Annotated in this window: 15 protein-coding genes; 14 read left to right on the forward strand and 1 reads right to left on the reverse strand. The window is 64.2% G+C overall.

The features are described 5' to 3' along the window. The first annotated feature begins 80 nt into the window (after window positions 1-80). From LB526_RS27800 to LB526_RS27820, 5 genes are all read left to right on the forward strand, one after another. Window positions 81-968: an ABC transporter permease gene (locus LB526_RS27800; protein WP_140845780.1), complete on the forward strand. Its 888-nt coding sequence runs from the start codon at window positions 81-83 to the stop codon at window positions 966-968. Then, window positions 965-1,783 (forward strand): ABC transporter permease, encoded by an 819-nt coding sequence (locus tag LB526_RS27805; protein WP_224630449.1) that lies wholly within the window; start codon window positions 965-967, stop codon window positions 1,781-1,783. Before LB526_RS27800 ends, LB526_RS27805 begins: the two co-directional genes overlap by 4 nt. Before the next feature lie 27 nt (window positions 1,784-1,810). After that, on the forward strand, window positions 1,811-2,881 hold the full coding sequence (locus LB526_RS27810) for an ABC transporter substrate-binding protein (protein WP_224630450.1): 1,071 nt from the start codon (window positions 1,811-1,813) through the stop codon (window positions 2,879-2,881). A 206-nt stretch (window positions 2,882-3,087) separates the two neighbouring features. Beyond that, on the forward strand, window positions 3,088-3,696 hold the full coding sequence (locus LB526_RS27815) for a cupin domain-containing protein (protein ID WP_224630451.1): 609 nt from the start codon (window positions 3,088-3,090) through the stop codon (window positions 3,694-3,696). Further along, window positions 3,686-4,771: an ABC transporter ATP-binding protein gene (locus LB526_RS27820; protein ID WP_224630452.1), complete on the forward strand. Its 1,086-nt coding sequence runs from the start codon at window positions 3,686-3,688 to the stop codon at window positions 4,769-4,771. The genes LB526_RS27815 and LB526_RS27820 overlap by 11 nt, the downstream gene beginning before the upstream one ends. A gap of 17 nt (window positions 4,772-4,788) precedes the next feature. Here LB526_RS27820 and LB526_RS27825 read toward each other — a convergent pair whose 3' ends face one another. Continuing rightward, the gene (locus LB526_RS27825) at window positions 4,789-5,487 is read right to left on the reverse strand and encodes a GntR family transcriptional regulator (protein ID WP_224630453.1); all 699 of its coding nucleotides are present in this window, start codon (window positions 5,485-5,487) and stop codon (window positions 4,789-4,791) included. Window positions 5,488-5,714: 227 nt separating this feature from the next. Here LB526_RS27825 and LB526_RS27830 point away from each other — a divergent pair, with 227 nt between their 5' ends. The 9 genes from LB526_RS27830 (at window position 5,715) to LB526_RS27870 (ending at window position 14,948) form a co-directional block, all read left to right on the forward strand. Then, window positions 5,715-6,755 (forward strand): ABC transporter substrate-binding protein, encoded by a 1,041-nt coding sequence (locus LB526_RS27830; protein ID WP_224630454.1) that lies wholly within the window; start codon window positions 5,715-5,717, stop codon window positions 6,753-6,755. A 77-nt stretch (window positions 6,756-6,832) separates the two neighbouring features. Beyond that, window positions 6,833-7,912: an ABC transporter ATP-binding protein gene (locus tag LB526_RS27835; protein ID WP_224630455.1), complete on the forward strand. Its 1,080-nt coding sequence runs from the start codon at window positions 6,833-6,835 to the stop codon at window positions 7,910-7,912. Then, the gene (locus tag LB526_RS27840; RefSeq protein ID WP_224630456.1) at window positions 7,909-8,832 is read left to right on the forward strand and encodes an ABC transporter permease; all 924 of its coding nucleotides are present in this window, start codon (window positions 7,909-7,911) and stop codon (window positions 8,830-8,832) included. Before LB526_RS27835 ends, LB526_RS27840 begins: the two co-directional genes overlap by 4 nt. Then, window positions 8,829-9,629, forward strand: a complete 801-nt coding sequence (locus tag LB526_RS27845; RefSeq protein ID WP_224546850.1) for an ABC transporter permease — start codon at window positions 8,829-8,831, stop codon at window positions 9,627-9,629. The genes LB526_RS27840 and LB526_RS27845 overlap by 4 nt, the downstream gene beginning before the upstream one ends. 21 nt (window positions 9,630-9,650) lie before the next feature. Beyond that, the gene (gene ggt, locus LB526_RS27850; RefSeq protein ID WP_224630457.1) at window positions 9,651-11,237 is read left to right on the forward strand and encodes a gamma-glutamyltransferase; all 1,587 of its coding nucleotides are present in this window, start codon (window positions 9,651-9,653) and stop codon (window positions 11,235-11,237) included. A 50-nt stretch (window positions 11,238-11,287) separates the two neighbouring features. Further along, a complete protein-coding gene (locus tag LB526_RS27855) occupies window positions 11,288-12,817 on the forward strand; it encodes an acyl--CoA ligase (protein ID WP_224630458.1) in 1,530 nt (509 codons plus the stop codon). Further along, window positions 12,817-13,794 carry a 2-dehydropantoate 2-reductase gene (locus LB526_RS27860; RefSeq protein WP_224630459.1) on the forward strand — a complete coding sequence of 326 codons (978 nt, stop codon included), beginning with the start codon at window positions 12,817-12,819 and terminating at the stop codon, window positions 13,792-13,794. The genes LB526_RS27855 and LB526_RS27860 overlap by 1 nt, the downstream gene beginning before the upstream one ends. Window positions 13,795-13,895: 101 nt before the next feature. Then, the gene (locus tag LB526_RS27865) at window positions 13,896-14,507 is read left to right on the forward strand and encodes a 2'-5' RNA ligase family protein (protein ID WP_224630460.1); all 612 of its coding nucleotides are present in this window, start codon (window positions 13,896-13,898) and stop codon (window positions 14,505-14,507) included. A gap of 87 nt (window positions 14,508-14,594) precedes the next feature. Beyond that, complete coding sequence (locus LB526_RS27870; protein WP_224630461.1) at window positions 14,595-14,948, forward strand: nuclear transport factor 2 family protein; 354 nt, start codon at window positions 14,595-14,597, stop codon at window positions 14,946-14,948. The last annotated feature ends 2 nt before the right edge of the window (window positions 14,949-14,950 follow it).

The raw sequence follows: 14,950 nt of genomic DNA on the forward strand, positions 1-14,950 counted from the left end.
GCGAATCTGCTTGACAGTTTCATGAATATGAAAAAACATCAGGCGATTTCAAAAATCCGATGGAGCCAACAGGCACTTCGATGTCGACCATCGCCGCAACACGGCCCTTGCCGGAAAACCGTATCTCGCCGGTGTTCCGCTTCGCCATGCTGCTGCCGGGCGGGCTGGTTACATTCTTCCTCATCCTGTTCGCGCTTGGCCTGGTGGTCTTTCTCGCCTTCAGGGGAAATGACGGCTCGCTGCTCGGGGTTGGTCTGACGGTCGAAAATTTCGTCACCGTCGCCACCGATCCGCTCTATTGGACGGTGACGCTGCGCTCGCTGGTCATCGCCGGCTTGGTGACGCTCGCCACCGTCGTCACTGCCTATCCGGTCGCCTATTACCTCGCCTTCCATGCCGGGCGGCGCCGCAACCTGCTGCTCTTCCTGGTCACGCTGCCCTTCTGGACCAGCTACCTTTTGCGCGTCTTCGCCTGGAAGATCGTGCTTGCCTATAATGGCGTTCTGAACTCGGCCTTCATCGAGACCGGCCTTTGGAAGGAGCCGACGCTCGCCTTCCTCAACACGCCGGCCGCGGTGGTCGTCACGCTCGCCCACGCCTATGCGCCTTTCGCCATCCTGCCGATCTACGTGGCGCTGGACACGATCCCCAAATCGCTGCTCGAGGCTGCATCCGATCTCGGCGCGCGGCCCTTCACCAGCTTCCGCCGCGTCGTGCTGCCCAATTCGATGCCGGGCGTTCTGGCGGCGGCGCTCGTCGTCTTCGTCCCGACGGTCGGCGACTATGTCACGCCGGCCATGGTCGGTGGTCCGGCCAGCACCATGATCGGCACGCTGATCCAGTCGCAATTCGGCAAGGCCAATGACTGGCCGTTCGGCGCCGCGCTCTCGGTCTGCGTCATGCTGGTCATCCTCTGCGTGGTGCTGGTCGCGCGCGGCGCCGACCGCCGGTTCGGCAGCCGCACATGAGCGCCCGGGTAGACATCAATAGCGACGGCCGCTGGCTCGGCCTCTACGTGCTTGGCTATCTCGTCTTCCTCTATCTGCCGGTGCTCTTGATCCCGCTGTTTTCTTTCAACAACTCGATCCAGGCGGCGTTTCCGCTGCAGGGTTTCACGCTTGAATGGTACCGGACGCTCTACGGCAATCCGGCGCTGTCCGGCGCCCTGGCCAACAGCTTGGCCATCGGGGTCATCGCCGCCTTCGGCGCGACGCTCTGCGGCATCACCGTTTCCTACATGGACCTCTACGGCCGTTCGCCGATCGCCGCCACCATCAGCGCCACCGCTCGCCTGCCGATCCTGATCCCCGGCGTCATCGTCGGCATCTCGCTTTTGATCCTGGTCAATCTGATCGGCCTCGGCCCATCGCGTGTTTCCATCGTGCTCGGCCATATCCTGGTCGCGCTGCCGACTACCGTGGTGGTGATGCGCAGCCGCTTCGCCGCTATCCCGAAGACCATCCGCGAAGCCGCGCTCGATCTCGGCGCTTCCGACTGGACGACGTTCCGGCGCGTGATGCTGCCGCTCAGCTTGCCCGCCATACTGTCGGCCTTCATGCTCTCTTTCCTGATTTCCTTCGACGAGTTCATCGTCGTCTTCTTCCTCGCCGGCACCGAGCCGACGCTGCCGCTCTACATCTGGAGCCAGCTGCGCTTCCCGCGCTCGCTGCCGACCGTGATGGCGCTCGGCACGGTGATCCTCACTGTCTCCTTCATCATCGCGGGCACAGCCGAAATCCTTCGCCATCGCGGTCTTGGAACTGCGCGCCGCAATCCAGCCTGAACCACAACAAAGAAGAGGAGAACGAAAATGACAGTCCACCTGAAATCGCTCACCGGACAAAAAGCCCGGGCCGGTCTTGCCGCACTGGCGCTCGCGCTGTCCTCGACAGTCGCTCTGGCCGCCGACAAGCTGCAATATTTCACCTGGTCTGGCTACGAATTGCCCGACTTCAACAAGAGCTTCCTTGCCGCGCATCCCGATGGCGTCGAGGCGACGATCTTCGGCGATGACGACGACGCCTTCACCAAGGTCAAGGCCGGCTTCAGGCCCGACATCGCGCATCCCTGCTACGACAAGGTGGCGCGCTGGAATAAGGAAGGCCTGCTGCAGCCGATCGACACCAAGCGCATCAAGAACTGGGATTCGATTTTCCCGGTGTTCAAGAACCTGCCCGACCTGCAGGCCGGCGACGGCAAGGTGTGGATGGTGCCGTGGGATTGGGGCAACACCTCGATCCTCTACCGCACCGATCTGGTGAAGAACCCCGAGGCGAGCTGGAACCTTCTGTGGGACAAGCAGTATGCCGGCCGCATGGCGACCATCGACGCCGTGCACGACACGCCGATCGTCGCGGCGCTGCTGGCGGGCGTGAACCCCTTCGACATGACACCCGACCAGATGGACAAGGTGGCCGAAAAGCTTCGCGAGCAGCGGCCGCTGCTGTCGAGCTACACCACCGACATGACCTCGGTCGAGCAGGCGCTGGCCAGCGGCCAGCTGGTCGCCGCCATGACCTGGAACGCGTCCGCCACCTCGCTCAAGAAGCAGGGCGTGCCGGTCGAATTCATGAAGCCGAAGGAAGGCATGCTGACCTGGGCCTGCGGTTTCGTCATGCTCAAGGACGCCAAGAACGTCGATCTCGCCTATGACTTCATCAACAGCCGCCTCGACGCCGACTCGGGGAAATTCCTGATCCAGTCCTATGGCTACGGCAGCTCGCTCTCGACCGCGTTCGCCGGCGTGTCGAAGGAGGAGTTAGAGAAACTGCAGCTGCCGGCAGATCCGGACGTGATGCTGAAGAGCACCATCTTCACCGGCCCGATGAAGCAGAATGACGATATGGCGAAGATGTTCGAGAAGGTGAAGGCCGGGGGATGACTAGCTCCCCCTTCTCCCCTTGTGGGAGAAGGTGGCCGCGAAGCGGCCGGATGAGGGGTGCTCCAGGGAACACAGACGTCTCACTTCGCTGGAACACCCCTCATCCGTCTCGGCGCTGTCGCGCCGATCCACCTTCTCCCACAGGGGGAGAAGGGGGAGCCTGGCGGCGCTGCATCACACCGGGGAAAGACAACAAGGACCAACGCATGGACATTCTTGACGAAGCGGCGGCAACGCCGAAAGACGATGCCGATATCCGCGTCGGCCGGCGCGTGCGGGCGCTCAGGCTAGAGCGCAAGCTGTCGCTGGCCGAGCTCGCGGCCAAGGCCGGCATCTCCATCGGTGCGCTCAGCCAGATCGAGCGCGGCATGTCCTCGCTACGCGTCAAGGTGATCTGGCCGCTGGCCGCGGCGCTCGACATCGAGCCGTCGGCGCTGATCGCCGACGGCAACGAGGCGGTCAACGATCTCTATTGCGTGCGCGCCGACAAGCGACGGCAGATTCCGGTGAAATCCGAAGGCATCGCCAAGGCATTGCTGTCGCCGCCCGCCGCGACGCTGACCGGCATGCTGGTCACGGTGGAGGCTGGCGGCGGCACGGCGGAAGCTTACGCCCATGCCGGCCACGAATTTGGCTTCGTCATGGCGGGCGAGGTCGAGCTGGTGGTGGACGCCACGACCTATGTGCTCAAGGCCGGCGACAGCTTCGCCTTCAAGAGCACGCTGCTGCATGCCTTCCGCAATCCCGGCGCCGAGCGCTGCCAGATCCTGTGGGTCAACACGACAAAACCGTCCGAGGTGCGCGATGGCGCTTGATGCGCTCGTTCGGCTGCAGAAGGTTTCGAAGGTTTTTCCTGGCGGCATTGTCGGCCTCGAAGCCGTCGACCTCGACATCGCGCCGGGCGAGTTCCTCACCCTTCTCGGCCCGTCCGGCTGCGGCAAGACGACGAGCCTGCGCGTCATCGCCGGCTTCGAAAGCCCGACCAGCGGCAATGTCCTGCTCGACGGCTGCGACATCACCGGGCTGCGGCCATTCGACCGGCCGGTCAATACCGTCTTCCAGGACTATGCGCTGTTTCCGCATATGGACGTCGCGGCCAATGTCGGCTTCGGCCTGTCGCTGCGCAAGCTCACCCGCGCCGAGCAGGCCAAACGGGTCCGCGAGGCGCTCGACATGGTGGGGCTCGCCGACAAGCTGCGCGCCCGCGTCTCCGAACTCTCCGGCGGCCAGCGCCAGCGCGTCGCCTTAGCCCGCGCCATCGTCTGCGAGCCGCACGTGCTTCTGCTCGACGAGCCGCTGTCGGCGCTCGACGCGCATCTGCGCGAGCAGATGCAGGTCGAATTGAAGCGGCTGCAGTCGCGGCTGGGCACCACCTTCGTCATGGTCACGCACGACCAGACCGAGGCGCTGTCGATCTCCGACCGCATCGTCGTCATGAACAAGGGCCGCATTGAGCAGATCGCGCCGCCGGCCACACTTTACGACCGGCCTGCAACACGTTTCGTCGCCTCCTTCATCGGCACCATGAATCTGTTGCGCTCGCGCTTTGTCGGCCGCGACGGCGAGCGCCTGCGCTTTGCCGCCGGCGACCTGCCGCTGGAAGCGATCTCAGACAGCGGCGAGACGCCGGCCGCCGGAGACACGCGAACCATCGGCGTGCGGCCGGAAGATCTCCTGGCTGCCGGTGAAGCCGGCGAAGGCACCGCGCCGGCGCGCGTCAGTGGCGTCGTCTTCCACGGCCGCACGCTGCGCCTGCATGCCGAGCTAGGGCAGGGGACTTCGATCGTCATCGATGCCCCGCGCCGCGCCGACGGTGCTCAATTCAGCGTCGGCGACGTAGCCTATGTCAGCGTGCGGCGCGGCGCCAACTGCCCCATGCTTTCCAACTGATAGAACGGGCCTAAGGCTCAAGACGCCTTGGCGAAGAATCCCTGATAGTCGGACTTGGCCTGCAACAGGCGCAGGATGTTCTCGCGCGAGCCGCGCACATGCGCGCGGGCGCGCTCGCCGGCCAAGGCGACGTCGCCGGCGCAGATCGCGTCGACGATGCCGGCATGTTCCTCGCGGGTGAGCTTCCACTCGTCCAGCCACAGAAGCTCCGTCCACACATATTGCTGGCATTTGTCGAGGATGCCGCAAAGCATGCCATGCAGCATCTCATTGCCGCTGATTTCGGCGATCGCTCGGTGCAGGTCGATGCCGACCTGGAGCTCCTCGAATTTTTCCCGCGTGCTGCGATCCGGGATCGCCGCCAGCCGCTCGCATTCGGCGAGCATCTCGCGCAGCCGCGCCTTGTCGGCAGCGGTCGCGTTTGCCGCCGCCAGCTCGGTCGCGCGCCCGTCGAGCAATTCGCGGATATCGAAAGCCTCGCGGAACATGGTCAGGTTGAACTCGGCCACCACATAACCCTGGCGCGGCCGCCCGATCACCAGCCCGTCGCGCTCCAGCCGGTTGAAGGCCTCGCGCACCGGCGTGCGGCTCACCTTCAGCCGCTCGGCGATTTCGTTTTCCGTCACGCGGCCGCCCGGCGGAATCTGGCCGGTGATGATCAACGCCTTGAGCTTCTCGAACACCGAGTCGCGCAGCGTGTTCTTTCTCTCCTTCAAGCGTTCCGCCTCCAACGGTCAGTCTGGAATCACAGTTTAGTGCCTTTTAGCGCCTGCTTGAACAGACCGTTTCGGGGCGGGCCGCCGCTCCGAACCGTCCTGCTTTTCCACCACCAAAAACCCGATGTCCCATGTTGACATCGGCTTCCAGCGAATTACACTCAAAATTGTATACAAATTCGCATACCAAATCAACGATAACGGGAACACCGGTTGGAGAAGCGAAAATGACGAAGAGACTCTGTATTCACGGCTTGGCCATCGCCGGCCTGCTGGCCACGGTCGCCGTTCCGGCCTCGGCCGCCGACACCATCACCGTCGCCTCGTGGGGCGGTACTTATCAGGAAGCGCAGACCAAGGCGTTCTTCGATCCGACGGCCAAGGAACTCGGCATCACCATCAAGCAGGACACCACCAACGGCCTCGACGACGTGCGGCTGCAGGTCACCGGCAATGCCGTCAAATGGGACATCACCGAACTCGGCGCCGACGAATGCGCGCGCGGCTCCAAAGAAGGCCTGTTCGAGAAGCTCGACTACAACGTCATCGACAAGAGCGGCATCAACCCGAAGCTTGTCCACGATGATTGGGTCGGCATTTCCTACACCTCGGTGGTTTTGATCTATCGCACCGATGTTTTCGGCGACAAGGGCCCCAAGACCTGGGCCGATTTCTGGAATGTCGAGAAATTCCCTGGGCGCCGCGCGCTCTCCGGCAGCCAGGCGACGGAGACGCTGAGCGTCGCCGCACTCGCCAAGGGCATTCCGATCGACAAGGTCTATCCGGTCGACATCGACGGCGCGCTGCAATCCGTCGACAAGGTCAAGGGCCATATCGATGCCTGGTGGACCTCCGGCGCGCAGGCCATGCAGCTCGTCAAAGACGGCGAGGTCGACATGGCGAGCATCTGGAACGGCCGCGCCGGCACGCTGAAGAAGCAAGGCGCGCCGGTCAGCTTCTCCTTCGATCAGGGCGTGCTCACCGCCGACTGCATGGTCATCCCGAAGGGTTCGAAGAACAAGGACATCGCCATAAAGGCGCTGGCCAAGTTCGTCAGCCCCGACCTCCAGGCCAACCTGCCCCTCTATGTCGACAATGGCCCGGCCAACGAGAAGGCTTTCGAGACGGGCAAGATTCCGCCGGAGCGGATCAAGGATATCAATTCCGCGCCGGAGAACGTCAAGAAACAGGTGCTGCAGGATCCCGCCTTCTGGCGCGATACCCTCGTCGAGGCGACCGAGAAGTTCAACAACCTGATCCAGCAATAACGACATCGGAGCGGCGTCCACGAGGCGCCGCTCCGCATCGTTTCGCGAAAAATGATCCGGAGTTGAAGGAGATGCTCTTGTCTCTCGCGCAGTTCGCGCTTCCCATAGGCATCAGCGGTATCGAGAAGCGCTTCGGTGCTGTCTCCATCCTCAGCGACCTCAGCCTCGACGTGGCGGCGGGCGAATTCCTGACGCTGCTCGGGCCGTCCGGCTCGGGGAAGACGACGCTCTTGATGATCCTGGCCGGCTTCGTGCGGGCCAATGCCGGCTCCATCAAGGTCGGCGGCGAGGAGATCATCACCATGCCGCCGCACAAGCGCAACATCGGCATGGTGTTCCAGAACTATGCGTTGTTTCCGCATATGAACGTCTTCCACAACATTGCCTTTCCGCTGAAGCAGCGCCGTGTGCCGAAGACCGAAACGGCCGAGCGTGTCGAGAGGGCGCTGGACCTAGTGCAGTTGAAAGGCCTCGGCGAGCGCCGTGTCGACCAGCTCTCCGGCGGCCAGCGCCAGCGTGTGGCCTTGGCCCGCGCCATCGTCTTCGAGCCGCGCATCGTTTTGATGGACGAGCCGCTGTCCGCGCTCGACAAGAGCCTGCGCGAGCATATGCAGATCGAGCTGCGCAACCTGCACCGCCGGCTCGGCATGACGACGGTCTACGTCACGCACGACCAGCGCGAGGCGATCACCATGTCGGACCGCGTCGCCGTCATGAATGCGGGGCGCATCGAGCAGATCGATCAGCCCGAGATCCTCTACGCCAGGCCAAAAACGAAGTTCGTTGCCGGCTTCATCGGCGAATCTAGCTTCATTCCGGTCGAATGCCGCAATGGCGGCGTCTGGCATGAAGGCAACAAGCTGCGCATGAAGGACCCAATGCCGTCTTCGGGCCGGCATCTGATGGTGGTGCGGCCGGAGAAGCTGCGCCTGATCGCTGGCGAACAGGCTGGCGACATCAATGCGCTGCCGGCAACGGTCGGCGATGTCATCTATCAGGGCGACAGCTTCGTCTGCTATGCGACGCTCAAGGATGGTCAGCAGGTCACTCTTCGCGACTATTGCCGCCCAGACGTCCTGGCGAAACTGCCGTCGCCGGGCGAGCCGATAACGCTCGGCATCGAAGCGCAGGACGTTGTGCTGGTGGCCGACCAATGAGCCTCGCATCCGCCAGTCTCGATCGCGTCTCTCGACCTAATGGGGCGATCAACGCCGATGCCTTGCGCGCAGACGCGCGACGGGAAGCGCGCGGCCTGCTCGCACTTCTGTCGCCCGGGCTCTTCCTGGTCTTCGCCGTCATCATCGTGCCGATCGGCTGGCTGTTCTGTCTCTCGCTGTTCGACGAGAACGGCCAGCTCAGCGCTTCGAACTATGCGCGCTTCTTCGAGCAGGCCTCCTACATCAAGACCTTCGTCACCACCTTCAAGGTGGCCTTCACCGTCACCGGCGCCTGCGTGCTCTTCGGCTACCCGCTGGCCTATATGCTGTCGCAGCTGCCGCGCCGCGCAGCCTCCATCTGCCTGATCTTCGTCATCCTGCCGTTCTGGACCTCGGTGCTGGTGCGCACCTATGCCTGGCTGGTCATCCTGCAGCGCAAGGGGCTGGTGAACACGTGGCTGACGGATATCGGCGTCATTTCCCAGCCGCTGCCGCTCGCCAACAATTTCGCCGGCGTCGTCATCGGCATGACCCACATCATGCTGCCCTTCCTGGTGCTGCCGCTCTACGCCTCGATGAAGACGATCGACGTCGACTGCCTGCGCGCCGGCATGAATCTCGGTGCCAGCCCGGCCGCGACGTTCCGGCAGATCTTCTTCCCGCTGTCGCTGCCCGGCCTGGCCTCGGGCGTGGTCATCGTCTTCGTGCTGTGCCTCGGCTTCTTCGTCACCCCGGCGCTGATGGGCGGCGGCAAGGTCATCATGTGGGCGATGCGCATGGAGCAGACCACCAGCCTCTATTCCAATTGGGGCGCGGGCGCCGCCCTCGGCGTCGTGCTGCTCGCCGTCACGCTGGCGCTGCTTGGCCTCTTCCACTGGCTGCTCGGCACCCGCGCCACCGGTGTGTGGAGCGAGCGATGAGTATGGAAAATGCCCTGCCCATCTCGCATCGGCAACGCCTGTGGCTCTACGCGCTCGGCGGCCTTGTCATGCTGTTCCTGATCGCCCCGTCGGTGATCATCGTCATCATGTCCTTTTCCGGCTCGTCGCTCTTAGAGTTCCCGCCGCAGGAATGGTCGCTGCGCTGGTATGAAAGCTATTTCGGCTCGGTCGAATGGCGCGACGCCACCGTCGTATCGGTCAAGGTTGCCGTGATGACGGCGATCGTCACAACGCTGCTCGGCACCGCCGCCGCCTACGCCATCAACGCCCGCACACTGCGGCTGACCGGCGCGATCAACGCGCTGCTCACGGCATCGCTGATCATCCCTGTCATCCTGATCGGCATTGGCACCTTTTTCCTCTATGCCCGCATCGGCCTCAACAACACACTGACCGGTCTTGTCATCGCGCACACAGTGCAGGCGCTGCCGCTGGTCGTGCTGACAGTCCTTTCGGGGCTGCGGTCCTACGACATGAACCAGGAGATGGTGGCGCGCAGCCTCGGGGCCGGCCGCTTCTCGGCCTTCTTCCAGGTGACGATGCCGCAGATACGCTTCTCGATCGTCTCCGGCGCGCTGTTTGCCTTCATCACCTCCTTCGACGAGGTGGTGGTGTCGCTGTTCATCTCCGGCGGCGAGACCACGACGCTGACGCGGCGCATGTTCAATGCGCTGCGAGATCAGATCGATCCGACGATCGCCGCCATTTCGACTTGCCTGATCGTGCTATCGATCGTCTTGTTGTCCGCTGCCCAGCTTTTCGGCCGCGGACGTTGATACAAGGATACCCAGACCCGCATGCGTGATTTCCAGTTTCCCGGCCGCTCCCCGGTCCGCGCCACCGAGGCGATGGCCGCGACCTCGCATCCGCTCGCTACGCTCGCGGCCATCGACATGCTGCGCTCCGGCGGCAACGCGATGGACGCTGCGGTCTGCGCGGCCGCGGTGCAGGCCGTGGTCGAGCCGCAATCGACCGGCATCGGCGGCGACTGCTTTGTCCTCTATTGCCCGAAGGGCGACGCGAACGTGCTTGCCTTCAACGGCTCGGGCCGTGCGCCAAAGGCCGCGACGGTCGACTGGTATCTGGACAAGGGGTTCAGCGAGCTTCCGAAGCAGGGTCCGCACGCGGTCACCATCCCAGGCGCCGTCGACGCCTGGTGTCGGCTGCTTGAGGATCATGGCCGCAAGGGTTTGGCCGACGCGCTCGCTCCGGCCATCCGTTATGCGGAAGAAGGCTATGTCGTGCACGACCGCGTCGCCTTCGACTGGGAGGATCCCGAGACCGACCTGACGGCCGACGAGGTGGCGATGCGCATCTTTTTGCCGGGCGGCAAGCCGCCGAAGGCCGGCGATGTTCATCGCCAGCCGGAGCTGGCGGAGACACTGCGCATCATCGCCAGGAAAGGTCGCGCCGGTTTCTATGAAGGCGAGGTCGCGGACGATCTGGTCGGGCGGCTTCGCGCGCTCGGTGGCCTGCATACGCTCGACGATTTCGCCGCCACCAAGGGCGATTACCGGACCGCGATCAGCACCTCTTATCGCGGCTATGACATCCACCAGATGCCGCCCAACAACCAGGGCCTGACCGCGCTTCTGATGCTGAACGTGCTCTCGGGCTTCGAGCTGGGCAAGCTCGATCCCGACGGCGCCGCGCGCCTGCACCTCGAGATTGAGGCGGGCCGGCTCGCCTATCAGGATCGCGATGCATTTTTCGCCGATCAGGATCAAGTCGATGTGCCGGTCAAGGCGCTGCTTTCCGGCGCCTATGCCGACAGCCTGCGCGCCGCGATCGACCCCGAGCGCGCCATGACCCATCTGCCGCGTCTCGATCTTCCGGGCAGCGACACGGTCTATATCAGCGTCGTCGACCGCGACCGCAACGCGGTGAGCTTCATCAACTCCACTTATTATTCCTTCGGCAGCGGCGTCGTCGGCCCGAAGACCGGGGTCGTGCTGCAAAACCGTGGCTCCAGCTTCCGCCTCGATCCCAAGCACCCGAACGCCATCGCGCCCGGCAAGCGGCCGATGCACACGATCATGCCGGGCATGATGACCAGGAACGGCCGCGCGATGATGCCCTTCGGCGTGATGGGCGGCGGCTATCAGCCCTTCGGCCATGTGCATCTTTTGACCAACATGATCGACTTCGGCATGGACCCGCAGCAGGCGATCGATGCGGCGCGCGTTTTCTACAACCACGACGTCGTCGAGGCCGAGCGAAGCGTGCATCCCGAGGCCATCGAAGGCCTGCGCCGGCGTGGACATCGCATTGTGGAGCCCGACCATCCGCTGGGCGGTGGGCAGGCGGTGCTGATCGATTGGGAAAAGGGCACGCTGACCGGCGCATCCGATCCGCGCAAGGACGGCCTGGCGCTCGGATATTGAGCAGGCCTTTGCTGGACATAAGCCGATCGTTCGAAACATAGTCTGGAACCATGACAAACAGCGAAAACGCCACCGATCTCGCCCATCGTCTTGCCCCCGGCGCCGACGACGCGCCGGCCATCGCCGCGCCCGAACGGACGGCACTCTCGCATGGCGGGCTGCGCCGCCTAATCCGCGATACCGTGGCGCGCTTGAACGCGCTCGGCATCGGCCGCGGCGACCGCGTCGCCATCGTGCTGCCGAACGGCCCGGAAATGGCCACATCCTTCATCGCGGTGGCGGCGGCTGCGTCCACCGCCCCGCTCAACCCGGCCTACCGGGCCGACGAGCTCGATTTTTATCTCAGCGATATCGGCGTCAAGGCGATCCTCGTGAGCAAGGATGAGGCAGGCCCCTCGGTCGAGGTTGCCGGGCGCCTCGGCATCCCGGTGCTGCGGCTGGTCGTGCCGGAGGGCGCGCCGTCTGGAACCTTCACGATCGAGGGTGAGCCGGTTGGATCGCCGGTCTCGTCTGGCTTCGCCGCGGAAAGCGATGTTGCGCTGCTGCTCCACACCTCCGGCACGACGTCGCGTCCGAAACTGGTGCCGCTCAGCCACGCCAACCTTGCGGCGTCGGCGGCACATATCGGCGCGACGCTCGGCCTGACACCGGCCGACCGCTGCCTCAACATCATGCCGCTGTTCCACATCCATGGGCTGATCGCCGCGGTGCTGTCCTCGCTCGCCGCCGGCGGCAGCGTCTTCTGCACGCCGGGCTTCAACTCGCTGCGTTTCTTCCAGTGGCTCTCCGAGGCCAAGCCCAGCTGGTACACCGCCGTGCCCACCATGCATCAGGCGATCCTGCCGCGTGCCGCCCGCAATCCCGAGCAGCTTGCCGAGGCGAAGCTGCGCTTCATCCGCTCGTCGTCGGCGTCATTGCCGGCGCAAGTGATGGCCGAGTTGGAGAAGACCTTCGGCTGCCCGGTGATCGAGGCTTACGGCATGACGGAGGCCGCGCATCAGATGGCGTCCAACCGTTTGCCGCCGGGCGTGCGCAAGCCCGGCAGCGTCGGCGCGTCGGCCGGACCGGAAGTCGCCGTCATGGCGCCGGACGGGCGATTGCTCAAGCCCGGCGAAGTCGGCGAGATCGTCATTCGCGGACCGAACGTCACGGCAGGCTACGAGAAGAACCCGGATGCCAATGCCAGTGCCTTCGCCCATGGCTGGTTCCACACCGGCGACCAGGGCGTGCTTGACGAGGACAGCTATCTGCGCGTCACCGGCCGGCTGAAGGAGATCATCAACCGCGGCGGTGAGAAGATCTCGCCGCTCGAGGTCGACGGCGTCTTGATGGATCACCCGGCCGTGGCGCAGGTCGTCACCTTCGCCATGCCGCATGACAAGCTCGGCGAGGAGGTGGCGGCGGCCGTCGTGCTGCGCGAAGGCAAGAGGGCCAGCGAGGCCGATATCCGTGGCTTTGCATCGACCCGGCTCGCCGACTTCAAGGTGCCGCGCAAGGTGGTGATCCTCGACGAGATCCCGAAAGGCGCGACGGGCAAGCTGCAGCGCATCGGGCTGGCGGCCAAGCTCGGACTCGGCTGATGCGCGTTACAGTCTTTGGCGCCGGCGCCATTGGCGGCTATCTCGCCGCCAAGCTCGCGATCGCCGGCTCGGTCGATCTGTCGATCGTGGCGCGCGGCGCGCATCTCGAAGCCATCAAGGCCGGCGGCCTGCGCCTGATCGAGAACGGCAAGGAAACGGTGGCGCGGGTGAAAGCGGCGGCACGCGCCGAGGAGCTCGGCGCACAGGATTATGTCGTGCTGGCGCTGAAGGCGCATTCGCTGGCTCCGGCGCTGGACGAGATTGCGCCGCTCTTGGGCGAGGGGACAGTCGTCGTCACCATGCAGAACGGCGTGCCCTGGTGGTACTTCTACAAGGCGGGCGGCGCGCTCGAAGGCACACGGCTCGACGCGGTCGATCCAGGTGGGGCGATCTGGCAGCGCATCGGGCCGGAGCGCGTCATCGGCTCCGTCGTCTATCCCGCCGTCGAGGTCGATGCGCCGGGCCTTATCCGCCATGTCGAAGGCACGCGCTTTTCGCTGGGTGAGCCTTCGGGCGAGAAGAGCGAGCGGGCCACCGCGCTTGCCCGCGAAATGGTCAAGGCCGGGCTGCAGGCGCCGGTGCGCGAGGACATCCGCTCGGAGATCTGGGTGAAGCTCTGGGGCAATCTCTCTTTCAACCCGATCTCGGCGCTGACCGGCAGCACGCTTGCGGCCATCGTCGCCGACGAAGCCACACGCGCCGTCGCCCGCGCCATGATGCTGGAAGCGCAGGCGATCGGTGAGCGCCTCGGCGTGCGCTTCCTCATTCCCGTCGACCGGCGCATCAAGGGCGCCGGCGACGTCGGCGAGCACAAGACCTCGATGCTGCAGGATCTCGAGCGCGGCCGTCCGATGGAGATCGACGCGCTGGTCACCGCTGTGCAGGAACTCGGCCGCCTGACCGGCCAGCCGACGCCGACAATCGACAGCGTGCTGGCGCTGGTGCGGCGGCTTGCGATCGAACGCGGGTGTTATTGACTTCATAGACGTAAAGATCGTCCCCTCTTGACTCTTGCCAATGTTCCTGTTTTGTTCTTGTTAAAAGCTTAACAGGAGCGTTCTCAGCCGAACGAGTACGGATGTCTCGGCAGCAAGAGTTTGATTTCGGCATCCCGATTCCCCCACTGCAGCCGAAGCGGCCGGACCGGGTGTTCTTTGCTCTGTTTTTGCAGGCAAAGGATCGTGCCGCGTTTTGGTCGCTGCAGAGACATCTGTGTGATCTCAACGGGATAACCGGGACGCTGCTGCTAAAAGAGCGATTTCACATCACTCAACAGCATGTGGGCGACTACAAAAGACTTAGATCGAAAATCGAATTCGCGGCCAAGCGGGCCGGCCGAATGGTTGAAATGCCGGCGTTTGAAGTCACGTTTAGCCATGCTGTAAGTTTTCCCGGCCGCCCGGCGGCAAAAGGCAGGCCGCCGTCGCGTCCGTTCGTGCTTTTGGCAGACGATGGGCCGGTCTGCGAACTCAGCCGGTTGATTGGCATCGCCATGAAAGCAAATGGTCTCAAATCGGCGGATCACTTCGTCCCGCATATGACGATTGCCTATGACGAGAAATTCGTCCCCAGGCAGCCGATCGAGCCAATCGGCTTTGTAGCAAGGGAGTTCGTCCTCATTCACAGCCTGCGCGGCCTGACGATCTACCAGGATCTGAGCCGCTGGCCGCTGATGGCCGCGTCATCCTGACACGAATTGTCACCTGCGGAGCGCCGCACCGCTGGCAGATGAACCATCGGTCCCTACTTGATGTCTTGTCCAAACCGGGAGGAAATCATGAACACTGCGGAAATTGCCAAGGATTTCACCGAGCTCCTCAAGAAGGGCGACAGCCACGGTGCCGCCGCGAAATACAATGCCGACGACATCGTCAGCTACGAAGCCATGGAAGGCCCGATGGCCGTGTGCAACGGCAAGGAAGCCGTCAAGCAGAAGGGCGAGTGGTGGGAGGCCAACCATGAGGTTCATGGCGGTTCGGTCGAGGGCCCCTACGTCAATGGCGACCAGTTCGCCTTGCGCTTCAGCTTCGACGTGACACCCAAATCCACCGGCGAGCGCGTCAAGATGGACGAGGTCGGCCTCTACACGGTCAAGAACGGCAAGATCAGCGAAGAGCGGTTCTACTACTGAGC

This window comes from Mesorhizobium sp. CA6, assembly GCF_020165035.1.
In the GTDB taxonomy this organism is placed as follows: domain Bacteria; phylum Pseudomonadota; class Alphaproteobacteria; order Rhizobiales; family Rhizobiaceae; genus Mesorhizobium.